Here is a 13,350-nt window from a genome sequence, read left to right as displayed (position 1 = left end):
GCGGACGCCGGCCGGCACCTTCAGACGCTGGCCCGCGCGGGCCTGATCTCCCAGGTGCGCCGGGGCCGCTACCGGCTGCACGACCTGGTGCGCTCCTTCGCGCTGGCCCGGCTGCTCGACGAGGAGGACCCGGCGGAGCGGGCCGCCGCGCAGGAACGGCTGATCGTCAACTACGCGGAGCTGGCCGACTCGGTGCTGCGGCTGGTGGACGGCAACATGTCGACCCGCTCGGACCGCTTCGGCTCCTACGGCTTCACCTCGCTGGACGAGGCGCTGCGCTGGCTGGACGACGAGTCCAGCTTCATCACGGCGGCACTCCGGCACGCCGAGGGCGTCGACCAGGGCGCGGTGCTCAATCTGCTGGGCGCGCTGTGCGACTACTGCCTGCTGCGCGGCGACCTGTACCGGCTGGGCGAGATCAACGAGCTGGCGCAGGCGGTGGACGAAGGGCTGCTGGTGCGTTCGGTGCAGTGGCGCACCGGTATCGCGGCCCGCCAGCTCGGCGAGCTGGACAAGGCGCGCAGCACGCTGACATCCGTGGTGGACCTCTACCGGGAGGCGCATCACGACGCCGGCGCCGCCCGCGCGCTCACCTCGCTCGGGATCACCCTGCACCACCAGGGCAACCTGACGGAGGCCTCGGCGCGGCTGCGCGAGGCGCTGGACCTGCAGGCGGCGCCCGAGCTGGCCACGGACCGGGCGTGGACGATGCACGCGCTGGCCGCGGTGGAGCGCGACCGGGCCCGGCTGGGCGAGGCGCTGGACCTGCTCACCGAGTCGCTGGTGCTGCACCGGGCCGGCGAGTCGGTGCACGGCCAGGCCTGGGCGCACTTCCAGCTCGGCCAGCTGTATCTGCGGCTGGGCGACGTGCCGCGCGCCGAGTCGGAGCTGCGCTCCGCGCTCGAGCTGTACGGCCGCACCCGCGACGGCCGGGGCGAGGCGTGGGCGCTCACCCAGCTGGCGCGGGCCCGGCTGACCGACGGCGACGCCTCCCGCGCCGTGGAGGAGCTGCGCGCAGCGGCGGCCCGGCACCGGGACAACGAGGACGCGCGCGGCGAGGCGTGGACGCTGTACTACCTGGGCCAGGCGCTGGAGGAGACCGGCGACCTGGACCGCGCGGTGCGCGAGCTGGAACGCGCCCGGACGATGTTCTCCCGGATGCGCGACGTCTACGGCCTGGCCTGCGCCCGGCACCACTCGGCGCGGGTCACCCGCGACCAGCGGGCGGCGCAGACGGGCTCGCTGCGCAACTCCGGTTTCGCCCGGCAGCTCCTGGTCGACGCCCGCGCCGACTTCCGGCGCATCGGCGTCGCCCACGGGGAGGCGTGGACCTGCCTGGAGCTGGCGGTGGTGGACGCGGGCAACGCCCGCACCCAGCAGGCGCTGGCGCTGTGCGACGAGGCGATCACCCTGTTCGTCTCCTACGGCGACCGGCGCGGCGAGGACTGGGCCCGCTTCCTGCGCTGCACGCTCCTGCCGTACGCCGCCCCCGGTGGCGTGGAGGTCGGCACGGCGGTGGCCCAGGAGGAGCTGGCCCAGCTGTCCCGCGCCGCCCACCCCGCACGCGACGAGAAGCTCGACGACTACGTGGAGGCCTACCAGCTGCTCCTGGAGCGCGGCGTCAACCTGGACGCCGGCTGGCAGGCCTGGCGCCTCGGCATGGTCCCCAGCCGCAACGCCCGCGAGGTGATGGGCGTGACAGCGGGCTCGAAGGCGTAGCCCTCCGGGGGCCGGGGCTTCTCCGCCCCGGCGGAGGGCTCAGTCCTGCTTCTTCGCTGAGTCGCCGCCGTTGCCGCCGTTGCCGGCGTTGGCGCCGGAGGCGGTCGCCTTCGTGTCGTCCGCCGCCTTGCCTCCGTCCTCACCGGCCTCCGGTGCGGCGGGGGCCGGGGCCTCGAGGAAGTCGACCCGGTTCATGTGCCGGTTCATGGACTTCATCAGCCCCCACACCGCCAGGGCCATCACCGCGAACACGATGAAGCCGAGGACACCGGGGGTGACCTTGTCCTTGTCGATCTCCTTGGCCAGCGGGACCAGGTGGGTCAGGGCCAGGCTTGCGCTTGCGCTCATGTCAGGCATTGTCCCGGATGCCCGCGAAGAGGTCGTCCTCGGGGAGGGAGGTATCGACGAGCGACTTCGCCAGCTCGTACTCCTCCGTCGGCCAGACCTCCTTCTGGATCTCCAGCGGGACCCGGAACCAGCCGCCGTCGGGATCGATCTGGGTGGCGTGCGCGATCAGCGCCTTGTCGCGGATCTCGAAGAAGTCCGCGCAGGGGATGTGCGTGGTGAGCGTGCGCTCCTTGCGCTCGAACTTGTCCCAGCGCTTGAGCCAGTCCCCGTACGGCGACTCAAGGCCGCGCTCCAGCATGGCCTTGTGCAGCGCCTCGGTGCGGGGGCGGTTGAAGCCCTGGTTGTAGTACAGCTTCAGCGGCTGGAACGCCGGGCCGTACTCCTCCTCCGGGTACTTGGTGGTGTCGGCCGCACCGTCGAAGGCCACCATCGAGATCTTGTGGGTCATGATGTGGTCGGGGTGCGGGTACCCCCCGTTCTCGTCGTAGGTGGTGATCACCTGGGGACGGAAGGAGCGGATCTTGCGCACCAGCTCGCCGGCCGCCTTGTCGACGTCCTCCAGGGCGAAGCAGCCCTCGGGCAGCGGCGGCAGCGGGTCGCCCTCGGGCAGGCCCGAGTCGACGAAGCCCAGCCACTCCTGCTTGACGCCGAGGATCTCGCGGGCCTCGTCCATCTCCTTCTTGCGTACCTCGTGGATGTGCTCCTCGATGTACGGGTCCCCCTGCAGCTTGGGGTTGAGGATGGAGCCGCGCTCCCCGCCGGTGCAGGTCACGACCAGCACGTCCACCCCCTCGGAAACGTACTTCGCCATGGTGGCCGCGCCCTTGCTGGACTCGTCGTCCGGATGCGCGTGCACGGCCATCAGTCGCAGCTGGTCAGTCAAGACTCAATCCTCAAGTCGCTAGGCGCCCGGTGTGCGGTGGCGCATTCCTCGGTGGGCGCCCTGTGTGCGGGGCGCCTTCGGCGGCTTCTATAGTGACCGAATCGGGGGCGGAATAATTCCGGAGCCCGGCCCCCAAGGAGACGATCATGAGTACGGTGCGTACGCGACCGCCCGAGGGCCGTTACGGCCGCTCCTCGGACGAGCGCGCAGACCGCACGCTCAAGGTCGTCGGCGCCGTGCTCGGGGCTCTTCTGCTGGGCCTGGTCGGGTGGTTCGGCTACCACTACGTGGTCCAGAACGAGATCAGCGCCGAGTTGATCAGTTTCGACGCCGGCGAGGACGCGGTGCGGGTGCATCTGGAGGTCCGCAAGGACGCCGGAGCCACCGGATACTGCACGGTCCGCTCCCAGGCGGAGAATGGTGCCGAGGTGGGCCGCGCCGACTTCCGCTTCGACGGGGACGCCACCCGCATCGACAAGGTCGTCACGCTGCGCACCACCGCCCCCGGAACCACGGCGGAGCTGCTCGGCTGTCACGCGGACTGATCACTTCCGGGTGTCGCGAGGAATACGCATCCTCTGACCTGCGTCAACCGGACTGCGGAGGCTTATGTCCTCCCCCTTGGGGAAGTGAATTGTTAGGCTCGTGGTTTCGCCCATCCGTGGAGGCACATCCTTCTGGGTAGGGCGATGCTTTGTATCCCAGTACCTACGAGGAGCACCTGTGACCCAGACCAGCGAGAACGTCACCTGGCTGACCCAGGAGGCGTACAACAAGCTCAAGGACGAGCTTGAGTACCTTACTGGTCCCGCGCGGGCGGAGATCGCCGCGAAGATCGCTGCCGCGCGTGAGGAGGGCGACCTGCGTGAGAACGGCGGGTACCACGCGGCCAAGGAGGAGCAGGGCAAGCAGGAGCTCCGTGTGCGCCAGCTCACCCAGCTCCTCGAGAACGCCAAGGTGGGCGAGCCGCCGGCGGCCGACGGTGCGGTGGCACCCGGCATGGTCGTGACGATCGCCTTCGACGGCGACGAGGACGACACGCTGACCTTCCTGCTCGCCTCGCGTGAGTACGCGAGCGCGGACATCGAGACGTACTCACCGCAGTCCCCGCTCGGCAGCGGTGTCATCGGCCACAAGGTCGGTGAGGACGCCGAGTACGAGCTCCCGAACGGGAAGAAGGCCACCGTGAAGATCCTCAAGGCCGAGCCGTACACCGGCTGATCCCGCCGCACGGGACCTACACGTCAGGGGCCCCCGGCACACCGCGCGAAGCGCGAGGCCGGGGGCCTTGTCGTGTCCTTGGGCCGCCGGACCCGTCCGGGCCTGGTGACCGTCCAGCCGGACAGCCTGCCCGGTCGTCCAGCCGTCCGGCTCGGGCCGCTCAGGCCGATCAGGCCGCCGCGGAGCGGTACTTGCGCACCGCGAGCGTCCGGAACACGGCGATGATCAGCACGGAGTAGATCACCGAGGCGAGCACCGGGTGCTGCATCGGCCAGGCGTCCGAGGGGGACACCCCGGGGTTGCCGAAGAGCTCGCGGCAGGCCTGCACGGTGGCGCTGAACGGGTTCCAGTCGGCGACGTGCCGCAGCCAGGGGGTCATCTGGCTGGAGTCCACGAAGGCGTTCGACACGAACGTCACCGGGAACAGCCACACCAGTCCTCCGGAGGTGGCCGCCTCCGGCGTGCGGACCGACAGGCCGATCACCGCGCCGATCCAGGTGAAGGCGTACCCCAGCAGGAGCAGCAGCCCGAAGGCGCCGAGCACCTCGCCGAAGCTGGTGTGGGTCCGCCAGCCGACCAGCAGCGCCACGATCGCCAGCACCAGCAGTGTGAGCGCCGTCTGCACCAGGTCGGCGAGGGTGCGGCCGGTGAGCACCGCGCCGCGCGCCATGGGCAGCGAGCGGAAGCGGTCGATGAGCCCCTTGTGCATGTCCTCCGCGATGCCCGCACCGGAACCGGCGGTGGCGAAGGTGACGGTCTGGGCGAAGATGCCGGCCATCAGGAACTCGCGGTAGACGGAGGGGTCCGTGCTGCCGGCGATGTTCATGGAGCCGCCGAACACGTAGGAGAACAGCACCACGAACATGATCGGCTGGATCAGCCCGAAGATGACCACCTCGGGAATCCGGGCCATGCGGATCAGATTGCGCTTGGCGACGACCAGGGAGTCCCGGAGGGACTGGGTGATCGGATTGCCCGGTGCCGTGACCCGCACGGCGTCGGTGACGGCACTCACTTGGCGGCCTCCTTCTTGTGACGGTGTCCTCTGGCGTCCTTCGCGGCCTGCTCGCCGTTGCCCTCGTCCTTCACCTCGGCGACGTGTCCGGTCAGGGACAGGAAGACGTCGTCGAGGGTGGGGCGGCGCAGTCCGATGTCGTCGATCTCGATGCCCCGGGCATCGAGATCGCGGATGATCTCGGCCAGCAGCTTGGCGCCACCGGTGACCGGTGTGGTGATCTTGCGCATGTGGTCCTCGACCGTGGTGTCGCCCTTGCCGGCGCCGTGCAGGCTGTACTTGTCGAGCAGCTCGGCGGCGGCGGCGATGTGCTCCCGGTCGTGCACCACGACCTCCACGCGCTCCCCGCCCGTGCGGGCCTTGAGCTGGTCGGAGGTTCCCTTGGCGATGACCCGGCCGTGGTCGACCACCGCGATCTCGTGCGCCAGGTGGTCGGCCTCCTCCAGGTACTGCGTGGTCAGCAGCAGGGTGGTGCCGCCCGAGACCAGCTGCTTGATCACGTCCCACAACTGCTGGCGGTTGCGCGGGTCGAGGCCCGTGGTGGGCTCGTCCATGAACATCACCGGCGGTGAGACCACCAGGGCCGCCGCGAGGTCGAGCCGGCGGCGCATGCCGCCGGAGTAGGTCTTGGCCGGGCGGTCGGCGGCGTCGGCGAGGTTGAACTGCTCCAGCAGTTCGTCCGCGCGGGCGCGGGCCGCCTTGGCCCGCATCTGGTAGAGCTGGCCGACCATCTGAAGGTTCTCGCGGCCGGTCAGGTACTCGTCGACCGCGGCGAACTGGCCGGACAGACCGATGGAGCGCCGCACGGCGTCCGGCTGCTTCAGCACGTCGATGCCGGCGACGACCGCCTTGCCGCTGTCGGGCCGCAGCAGGGTCGTCAGGCACCGGACGGTGGTGGTCTTGCCCGCACCGTTCGGCCCGAGCAGACCCAGGACCGTGCCTTCGGGGACATCGAGGTCGACGCCGTCCAGTGCTCTGACGTCTCCGAAGGTCTTCACCAGACCCTCGGCATAGATGGCGCCTGGCATATGTGTCTCCACGTCGTCGGGAATTCTTCGGAAAGCCTAGGTATGTGCGATTCGCACCGCGCGGGATTTTTTCGGGCGCGCACCGGCCTGTGAAGCCGGGCGCGACGCGCGGTGGCGACGGTCACACCATAACGCGATGTATCGCGTTTCTCAATGCGCTTGCTCAAACAAGTTCTCGAACGAGTGACGCAATGACGCCGGGTCTCCCGCCCTCGGCCGACGACGGCCACCGCCGGCCGACGAGGGCCACCCTCGGCCGGGACGGTCTCCCCCGGCCGGTGAGGGCCGCCCTCGGCCGAGACGGTCTCCCCCGGCCGGTGAGGGCCACCCTCGGCCGAGACGGTCTCCCCCGGCCGGTGAGGGCCACCCTCAGCCGATGACGGTGTAGCCCGCCTCGCGCAGGGCCTGGTTGACCTCGGTGCAGTGCGCCGGGCCCTTCGTCTCCAGATGCAGCTCGACCTCCGCCTCCGTGAGCCCCAGCCGTGGGTCCGTCCGCACGTGGCTCACATCGAGGACGTTAGCGTCGACCACTGACAACACCCCGAGAAGCGTCGCCAGCGCACCCGGCCGGTCCGTCAGCCGCAGCCGAACGGCCAGGTAGCGGCCCTGCGCGGCCATGCCGTGCCGCAGCACCCGCTCCATCAGCACCGGGTCGACGTTCCCCCCGGACAGCACCGCCACCACCGGCCCTTCGAAGGCACCGGGCCGGCTCAGCAGCGCCGCGACCGGGCTCGCCCCGGCCGGCTCCACGACCAGCTTGGCCCGCTCCAGGCACAGCAGCAGCGCGGTGGACAGCTCGTCCTCGCTCACCGTCAGGACCTCGTCCACCAGCTCGCCGACGATCCCGAACGGCACGTCCCCCGGCCGGCCCACCTTGATCCCGTCGGCCATGGTCGACGGATTGCGCACCGACACCGGACGCCCGGCCGCCAGCGAGGGCGGATACGCCGCCGCGCCCTCCGCCTGCACCCCCACGACCCGCACGTCCGGCCGCAGCGCCTTCACGGCGACCGCGATCCCCGCGATCAGACCCCCGCCGCCGATCCCGACGACGACGGTGCGCACCTCCGGGCACTGCTCCAGGATCTCCAGGCCCACCGTGCCCTGGCCTGCGATGATGTCGGGGTGGTCGAAGGGATGGATGAACACCGCGCCCGTCTCCCGGGCGTAGTCCGTGGCGGCGGCGAGCGTCTCGTCGACCACCTGTCCGTGCACGCGCACCTCGGCGCCGTACTCCCGGGTGGCGCTGATCTTCGGCAGCGGGGCGCCCTTCGGCATGAACACCGTGGAACGCACCCCGAGCAGCGAGGACGCCAGCGCCACCCCCTGCGCGTGATTTCCGGCGCTGGCCGCCACCACACCTGCCGCGCGCTCCTCGGGCAGCAGCCCGGCGATCCGCACATAGGCACCGCGCAGCTTGAACGAGCCGGTGCGCTGAAGGTTCTCGCACTTCAGATGCACCGGGGCACCCACCAGCTGGGACAGATGCCTGCTGCCCTCCATCGCGGTCGTCCGCGCCACGCCCGAGAGCATCTTCTGAGCACCTCGCACATCGTCGAGCGTGACGGTCCGCAAGGAGTCAGCCGTGCCGTAGCTCATGACACCAGCATCGCAGTTCACGGGCACAGGCGACCGGTGTGACCATCTGGCGGACGCCGCTTTCCGCAGCGCCGGTACGCCCCGCCGTCCGGCCGCGTACTCTGTCCCCCAATCAGCAGCCTCCACGAAGTGAGCCCCCGGCCATGCCCACTACACCTGAAATGTCGATGGACATGACGAGCGTCGGTGACAACGGTCTCCTCGACACCCTCCAGCACGAGGTGGCGTTGTTCGCCCGCCGCGCCGAACAGACCCGGCTCGGCGGGGTCGGGCAGGTGCGCAACTCCATGGACCGCGCCGCCTACCTGCTGCTCAACCGCCTCGACAAAGAGGGCCCGATGGGGGTCAAGGCGCTCGCCGCGAGCATGGGCATCGACTCCTCCACGGTCACCCGGCAGGTCGCCCCGCTGGTGGACACCGGCCTGGTCAAGCGCACCTCGCACCCCGAGGACGGCCGTGCGGTCGTCCTTCAGCTGTCCCCGCGCGGGCAGGCCCGCCTGGAGGAGGTGCGCACCTCCCGCCGGCAGCTGATGGCCGAGCTCACCCACGACTGGAGCCCGGAGGAGCGCGAGTCCTTCTGCACGCTCCTGACCCGCTTCAACGCCGCCCTGTCCGCGCGGATGTCGGCGCAGGGGGTCCCGGCGCCGGAGACCCAGCAGGACACCTGAGCCGGCCGCACTCCCGGCACCCTCCTGAGCCGGACCGCACTCCCGGCACCCTCCTGAGCCGGCCGCACTCCCGGCACCCTCCTGAGCCGGACCGCACTCCGGGCACCCGCGCCCCCTACTCCAGGCACGCGCGCCCCTTGACCCCGGGGGCCGCGACTGGCTGATATGAGACCGGGTCCCCTTGTGCGGGAGGCGCGGTGCGACACGGGCATGTGTCCCAGGAGGTCCGCCGGGTCCGCGAGTTCGAGGCGTTCGTCGCGGGTGCGGGTGGGCGGCTGCTGCACGCCGCCACGCTGCTCACCGCGGAGGCGCCGGACGACAACCCGCGCGCACGGCGCCTGCTCACCCACGCGCTGGCGCAGACGTACGCCGACTGGGACCGGCTGCGCGGCGAGGACCCCTACGACCGCACCCGCCGCCATCTGGCCACCCGCTTCGCGCACAGCGCCTGGCATCAGCTCGGCGGCCTGCTGCGCTCCCGTACGGACCCGTCGGGCCCGCTGGCCCGGCTCAGCCCGCAGGAACGGCTCGTCCTGGTGCTGCGGCTCTACGAAGGGGTCGCCGAGGAGCAGACGGCGGCGCTGCTCGGGCTGTCCACGGACCGGGTGCGGGCCATCTGCCTGCGCGCGGTCACCGCGGTACTGCGCCCGCCGCCCGGCCCCGCCCCGGCGGTCGGCGGCGTGAAGGCGGTGTCGTCATGAGCCGGGTCAGCCGTGAGGCGCTGGTGCGGCGGATGCTGGAGGAGCGGTCACCGGCCGCCGTGCCGCCCGAGCTGCACACGGACGCCGTACGGCTCGGGGCGCGCATGCTGCGCCGCCGCACCGTAGCGCGCCGGGTGCTGTGGGTGCTGCTGTTCGCGGCGGCCGTGGCCTTCACGGTGTGGGCGGTCAGCGTGCAGCCGTGGGTGGAGCCGCCGTCGGAGACGACCCCACCCCTCACCGGCTGGTGAGCACGCCGCTGGACGTTCTGCCGTGAAGGCGCTGCTGGGCGCCCTCTGCCCAGCGGCTGCTGCCGGGTGCTACTTGCCCAGCGCCTGCTGCAGGTCCTCGAGCAGGTCGTCGACGTTCTCGATGCCCACGGACAGCCGCACCAGGTCGGCGGGCACCTCGAGCGCCGAGCCGGCCGCGGAGGCGTGCGTCATCCGGCCGGGGTGCTCGATCAGCGACTCGACACCGCCCAGGGACTCGCCGAGCGTGAAGACCCGGGCCCGGTTGCAGACCTCGACGGCCGCCTCCTCGCCGCCCTCCACGCGGAAGGAGACCATGCCGCCGAAGGACCGCATCTGCTTGGCGGCGACCTCGTGGCCGGGGTGGTCCGGCAGCCCCGGGTACAGCACGCTGGTCACGCGCGGGTGCCGGGTGAGCATGTCGGCGACCCTGGCGGCGTTCTCGCTGTGCCGGTCCATGCGCACCGAGAGGGTCTTGGTGCCGCGCAGCACCAGCCAGGAGTCGAACGGCCCGGCGACCGCGCCCATGGCGTTCTGGTGGAACGCCAGCTCCTCGCCCAGCTCCGCGTCCGCGGTGATCAGCGCACCGCCGACCACGTCGGAGTGGCCGCCCATGTACTTGGTCAGGGAGTGCACGACGACGTCCGCACCGAGCGACAGGGGCTGCTGCAGGTAGGGCGTGGCGAAGGTGTTGTCGACGACGAGCCGGGCGCCCGCGTCCCGGGCGATCTGGGCGACCGCCGCGATGTCGGTGATGCCGAGCAGCGGGTTGGACGGGGTCTCCACCCACACGATCTTGGTCTTGGGGGTGAGGGCCGCGCGCACGGCGGCCGGGTCGGAGGTGTCGGCCACCGACCACTCCACGCCCCAGCGGGCGACCACCTTCGCGAAGAGACGGAACGTGCCGCCGTAGGCGTCGTTCGGGATCACCACGTGGTCACCCGGGCTGAGCAGCGTACGCAACAGGCAGTCCTCGGCCGCCAGTCCGGACGCGAACGCAAGGCCGCGGCGGCCGCCCTCCAGGGCGGCGAGGTTCTCCTCCAGCGCGGTACGGGTCGGGTTGGCGCTGCGGCTGTACTCGTAGCCGCCGCGCAGGCCGCCGACGCCGTCCTGCTTGTAGGTGGACACCTGGTAGATCGGCGGGACGACCGCGCCCGTCAGGGGGTCGGCGGTGTTGCCCGCGTGGATCGCGAGCGTCTCGAAGTGCTGACTGATGTGCCTGTCGCTCATGGGGTCCGAGGGTAGTGCGCCGACGGGGCATGCGCCCGGATCGGCCTGGGGCAAACGCCCGGATCGGCCCGGGGTGGGGGCCGGACGAGGAGGCCGGGCCGGCCGCCGGCGCGGCGCGGGTGTCACCGGCGGGCGGCTGCCGTGCTCCCCGCACCGGGCGCGGGGAGCGGAGTTTTCCACAGGTCCGGCACCCAGGTTGGCCAAGTGCGTAGGCGGTCTGGTTCGCTTGAGACATGGACATTCTGTGGGTGCTGATCGCGCTGGTCATGCTCGGCTTCGTGCTGCTCCCCGTGCTGCGGCGCCGGCGCGGCGCGGTCGGTCTGGTCACCCCCGACCACCCGGACGCGGCGGACCCCGCGAACTACGGCTTCGCCCGCACCGAGGAGCTGGACATCCGGCTGCCCGGCCCCGACCAGGACCTGCTGGACGTCCTGGACGTGGTGCAGGGCACGCAGGACTACCGCGCGGCCCAGCAGCTGCTGGCGGGCACGGAGGCGGAGGGCGAGCTGCGCTGGCAGCGCGTACAGGCCTTCGCCGGCGCCGCCTCGCTGGAGCTCCAGCAGCGTCCCGGCGGGGCGGACGGGGCGCCGGGCGGGCAGTGGCTGCGCGCCTGGCGGGCCGAGGCGCCCAAGGACGCGGGCGGAGCGGCCGTGCACGCCGAGTTCCTGGTGCAGCAGGCGTGGCGTACGGCGGCGCCCGGGACGGACGAGTTCCGGATCATCATGGAGGAGGCGAAGGCGGCGTGCGGCGAGGCGGCGCTGCTGGCGCCGGGCGATCCGATCCCGTACATCGTCGAGCTCTCGGTGGCCCGCGGACTGGGCTACGAGCACAAGGACTTCGAGCAGCTCTGGCTGAAGATCCTGGACCGCGCGCCGAACCACATGGGCGCCCATCTGGCCGCCCTGCACTACTGGTGCGAGAAGTGGCACGGCTCGAGGGAGCTGGCCTACTCGTTCGCGGAGTCCGCGGCGGCGCGGGCACCTCAGGGTTCGCTGCTGGCGGCAATGCCGCTGTTCGCGGTGTTCGAGCACCTGCCCGAGGTCAATCTGGTCAGCGGCTTCTACCAGAGCGAGGTCGTGACCAAGGCGATCCACGGCGCGCTGCACGCGGTGCACTCGGCCCGCCCCGACGACCCGATGCTGGCGCATGTGCGGCACATGCTGGTCTTCTTCCTGGTGCGCAGTGAGCGCTGGGCCGAGGCGATGAGCCAGCTGATACACATCGACGGCCATGTCGGCGCCCTGCCGTGGACCCTGTCCCCGGACCCGGCCGCCGAGTTCGCGGTGTACCGGGCCCTGGCGGTGGCCGGCTACGAGGCGAACGGCGGCAGCCCGGCGACCCTTCCGCACTGACGGCTCCGGCGTCCTGCCGGCCGGCCCCGGTGACCCGCTCCCGCACGAAGTCCTGGGGCGGTACGGGCCCTGTGCCGGGCTCAGATGACCTACCACGCGGAACCGGGCTCCCCCGCCGCTGAGGCCCTGCGCCTGCTGGGCAGTTGGGCGGCGGGCGAACCCCGCAGGGACGCGGACGCTATCCCTTGAGCGCCTCGACGAAGGGCGCCCAGGCGCGGGCAGAGAGCGTCAGCACGGGCCCGTCGGCGAGTTTGGAGTCCCGGACGGGGACGAGCCCGGGGACTCCGTCGGCGACCTCGAGGCAGTTGCCCCCGCTTCCGTTGCTGTAGCTCGACTTGCGCCACAGAGCGGCACCGGGAAAGTCGCTACCGACCTCCACGCAGTTCCCACCGTCGCCGTTGCTGTAGCTGCTCTTGCTCCAGAGCCCTTCACTCAGGTCGATCCGGTTGCTCGCCATGTTGGTAATCCTTCCCCACGGCCCGGACGACGACGCGACCCGCTGCGCGGAGGAACTGCGCGCCGCACTCGCCCTCCACGACATCACACTCCCCTCGCTCCGAGCGGACCTGCCGACCTTCGCCGGCGCATACACTCCGCCCGCCGGTCTCATCGCACTCGGCAACTGCAACACGGCCACGGCCCGCGCGCTCGCCGCCCTGCTGCGCAAGGCGGCGTCACGGTGACCGTGGAACTCGCCCTGCTCGCCACCCCGAAGGCCGTGCCGGAACTGCGCCACCTGCTCCAGGGCTACGACGTCGACGTCCGCCTGTGCGCCACCGAGTTGCTGACCAACGTCATCGACCACCTCGGCGAGGGCACCCCCGTCACCGTCCGCGTCACACCCACGGCCACCGGCCACACCCGCGTGGAGGTCACCGACCCGGACCCCCGTTCGCTGCCCGTCCTCAGGGCAGCCACCGCCACGGACGAGTCCGGCCGCGGGCTGGCCCTGGTCTGAAGTCACATCCGATTTCCAGGCACCAAGCATCTCGCCGGATTCGATGTCCACCGAGACGTGACGCCCGGTGTTGAGATCCACGTAGTGCCGGGCAGGCGTCCCGCGATACGTTCCCGCGATTTGAACGTTCCCTGGATCCTTAACGAAGCCTTCCAAGGCGTTCACGAATGCTTGCTTGCTCGCGTTGCTCTCCTTCGCAGTGACCCCGAAGTCGGCAGCATGTTTGAAATGATGAGGCACCCTGTTCGAATCGATCCATACGGACCCGCACCCAGGACCTGAGTTATGAACCAGGACCGGAGTCTGCCCCGCCAGCACATAGTACGTGTGCTACGCGGCACCCCTCTACCTGCTTCTTCGCAGGTCAGCGCGTGATTTGCGTT

At 71.3% G+C, this 13,350-nt stretch carries 15 protein-coding genes and 2 pseudogenes; 9 read left to right on the top strand and 8 right to left on the bottom strand.

Features of this window, described 5'->3' with window-relative positions:
• A partial coding sequence (locus ABD207_RS07850; protein WP_344011121.1) for a tetratricopeptide repeat protein occupies positions 1–1,719 on the top strand: 1,719 nt, incomplete at its 5' end.
• 39 nt (positions 1,720–1,758) lie between these two features.
• Here ABD207_RS07850 and ABD207_RS07845 read toward each other — a convergent pair.
• The gene (locus ABD207_RS07845; protein ID WP_344011120.1) at positions 1,759–2,076 is read right to left on the bottom strand and encodes a hypothetical protein; all 318 of its coding nucleotides are present in this window, start codon (positions 2,074–2,076) and stop codon (positions 1,759–1,761) included.
• Positions 2,069–2,950 (bottom strand): mycothiol conjugate amidase Mca, encoded by an 882-nt coding sequence (mca, locus tag ABD207_RS07840; RefSeq protein ID WP_344011119.1) that lies wholly within the window; start codon positions 2,948–2,950, stop codon positions 2,069–2,071. The genes ABD207_RS07845 and mca overlap by 8 nt, the downstream gene beginning before the upstream one ends.
• 146 nt (positions 2,951–3,096) lie before the next feature.
• Here mca and ABD207_RS07835 point away from each other — a divergent pair, with 146 nt between their 5' ends.
• Positions 3,097–3,495 carry a DUF4307 domain-containing protein gene (locus tag ABD207_RS07835; protein ID WP_344011118.1) on the top strand — a complete coding sequence of 133 codons (399 nt, stop codon included), beginning with the start codon at positions 3,097–3,099 and terminating at the stop codon, positions 3,493–3,495.
• A gap of 178 nt (positions 3,496–3,673) precedes the next feature.
• Positions 3,674–4,171 (top strand): transcription elongation factor GreA, encoded by a 498-nt coding sequence (greA, locus tag ABD207_RS07830; protein ID WP_343997719.1) that lies wholly within the window; start codon positions 3,674–3,676, stop codon positions 4,169–4,171.
• A 169-nt stretch (positions 4,172–4,340) separates the two neighbouring features.
• Here the strand turns inward: greA and ABD207_RS07825 are convergent, their stop codons facing one another.
• The 3 genes from ABD207_RS07825 to ilvA all read right to left on the bottom strand — a co-directional run bounded on the left by ABD207_RS07825 (position 4,341) and on the right by ilvA (position 7,813).
• Positions 4,341–5,186: an ABC transporter permease gene (locus ABD207_RS07825; protein WP_344011117.1), complete on the bottom strand. Its 846-nt coding sequence runs from the start codon at positions 5,184–5,186 to the stop codon at positions 4,341–4,343.
• On the bottom strand, positions 5,183–6,214 hold the full coding sequence (locus ABD207_RS07820; protein WP_344011116.1) for an ATP-binding cassette domain-containing protein: 1,032 nt from the start codon (positions 6,212–6,214) through the stop codon (positions 5,183–5,185). The genes ABD207_RS07825 and ABD207_RS07820 overlap by 4 nt, the downstream gene beginning before the upstream one ends.
• Before the next feature lie 369 nt (positions 6,215–6,583).
• Positions 6,584–7,813 (bottom strand): threonine ammonia-lyase, encoded by a 1,230-nt coding sequence (ilvA, locus tag ABD207_RS07815; protein ID WP_344011115.1) that lies wholly within the window; start codon positions 7,811–7,813, stop codon positions 6,584–6,586.
• Between the two features lie 161 nt (positions 7,814–7,974).
• Here ilvA and ABD207_RS07810 point away from each other — a divergent pair, with 161 nt between their 5' ends.
• The 3 genes from ABD207_RS07810 (at position 7,975) to ABD207_RS07800 (ending at position 9,430) form a co-directional block, all read left to right on the top strand.
• A complete protein-coding gene (locus ABD207_RS07810; RefSeq protein ID WP_344011176.1) occupies positions 7,975–8,481 on the top strand; it encodes a MarR family winged helix-turn-helix transcriptional regulator in 507 nt (168 codons plus the stop codon).
• Positions 8,482–8,678: 197 nt separating this feature from the next.
• The gene (locus ABD207_RS07805) at positions 8,679–9,182 is read left to right on the top strand and encodes a sigma factor-like helix-turn-helix DNA-binding protein (protein ID WP_343997723.1); all 504 of its coding nucleotides are present in this window, start codon (positions 8,679–8,681) and stop codon (positions 9,180–9,182) included.
• Positions 9,179–9,430 (top strand): hypothetical protein, encoded by a 252-nt coding sequence (locus ABD207_RS07800; RefSeq protein ID WP_344011114.1) that lies wholly within the window; start codon positions 9,179–9,181, stop codon positions 9,428–9,430. Before ABD207_RS07805 ends, ABD207_RS07800 begins: the two co-directional genes overlap by 4 nt.
• A 69-nt stretch (positions 9,431–9,499) precedes the next feature.
• Here ABD207_RS07800 and ABD207_RS07795 read toward each other — a convergent pair whose 3' ends face one another.
• Positions 9,500–10,657 carry a cystathionine gamma-synthase gene (locus tag ABD207_RS07795; protein ID WP_344011112.1) on the bottom strand — a complete coding sequence of 386 codons (1,158 nt, stop codon included), beginning with the start codon at positions 10,655–10,657 and terminating at the stop codon, positions 9,500–9,502.
• A 233-nt stretch (positions 10,658–10,890) separates the two neighbouring features.
• Here ABD207_RS07795 and ABD207_RS07790 point away from each other — a divergent pair, with 233 nt between their 5' ends.
• Positions 10,891–12,009, top strand: a complete 1,119-nt coding sequence (locus ABD207_RS07790) for a hypothetical protein (RefSeq protein WP_344011110.1) — start codon at positions 10,891–10,893, stop codon at positions 12,007–12,009.
• Between the two features lie 178 nt (positions 12,010–12,187).
• Here the strand turns inward: ABD207_RS07790 and ABD207_RS07785 are convergent, their stop codons facing one another.
• Positions 12,188–12,466 (bottom strand): DUF397 domain-containing protein, encoded by a 279-nt coding sequence (locus ABD207_RS07785; protein WP_344011108.1) that lies wholly within the window; start codon positions 12,464–12,466, stop codon positions 12,188–12,190.
• Here ABD207_RS07785 and ABD207_RS07780 point away from each other — a divergent pair.
• Positions 12,465–12,692, top strand: a complete 228-nt coding sequence (locus ABD207_RS07780) for a hypothetical protein (protein ID WP_344011106.1) — start codon at positions 12,465–12,467, stop codon at positions 12,690–12,692. The genes ABD207_RS07785 and ABD207_RS07780 overlap by 2 nt on opposite strands.
• Positions 12,689–12,964 (top strand): annotated as a pseudogene (locus tag ABD207_RS07775) (ATP-binding protein); the annotation flags it as partial. The gene ABD207_RS07780 and the pseudogene ABD207_RS07775, both read left to right, overlap by 4 nt.
• A gap of 54 nt (positions 12,965–13,018) precedes the next feature.
• Here ABD207_RS07775 and ABD207_RS32100 read toward each other — a convergent pair.
• A pseudogene (locus ABD207_RS32100) lies at positions 13,019–13,207 on the bottom strand (colicin D domain-containing protein); the annotation flags it as partial.
• Positions 13,208–13,350: the final 143 nt, after the last annotated feature.

Origin of the sequence: Streptomyces thermospinosisporus (assembly GCF_039526425.1) — a bacterium.
GTDB classification, from domain to species: Bacteria; Actinomycetota; Actinomycetes; order Streptomycetales; family Streptomycetaceae; genus Streptomyces; species Streptomyces thermocarboxydovorans.
This window is presented reverse-complemented; position numbering and strand designations above follow the sequence as displayed.

Excerpts from the sequence above, each read along its gene's own strand:
- ABD207_RS07820 (WP_344011116.1), bottom strand. The coding sequence starts at position 6,214 with ATGCCAGGCGCCATCTATGCCGAGGGTCTGGTGAAGACCTTCGGAGAC.
- ABD207_RS07835 (WP_344011118.1), top strand. The coding sequence starts at position 3,097 with ATGAGTACGGTGCGTACGCGACCGCCCGAGGGCCGTTACGGCCGCTCC.
- ABD207_RS07845 (WP_344011120.1), bottom strand. The coding sequence starts at position 2,076 with ATGCCTGACATGAGCGCAAGCGCAAGCCTGGCCCTGACCCACCTGGTC.
- ABD207_RS07800 (WP_344011114.1), top strand. The coding sequence starts at position 9,179 with ATGAGCCGGGTCAGCCGTGAGGCGCTGGTGCGGCGGATGCTGGAGGAG.
- ABD207_RS07785 (WP_344011108.1), bottom strand. The coding sequence starts at position 12,466 with ATGGCGAGCAACCGGATCGACCTGAGTGAAGGGCTCTGGAGCAAGAGC.
- ABD207_RS07810 (WP_344011176.1), top strand. The coding sequence starts at position 7,975 with ATGTCGATGGACATGACGAGCGTCGGTGACAACGGTCTCCTCGACACC.
- ABD207_RS07795 (WP_344011112.1), bottom strand. The coding sequence starts at position 10,657 with ATGAGCGACAGGCACATCAGTCAGCACTTCGAGACGCTCGCGATCCAC.
- ABD207_RS07780 (WP_344011106.1), top strand. The coding sequence starts at position 12,465 with ATGTTGGTAATCCTTCCCCACGGCCCGGACGACGACGCGACCCGCTGC.
- ABD207_RS07790 (WP_344011110.1), top strand. The coding sequence starts at position 10,891 with ATGGACATTCTGTGGGTGCTGATCGCGCTGGTCATGCTCGGCTTCGTG.
- ilvA (WP_344011115.1), bottom strand. The coding sequence starts at position 7,813 with ATGAGCTACGGCACGGCTGACTCCTTGCGGACCGTCACGCTCGACGAT.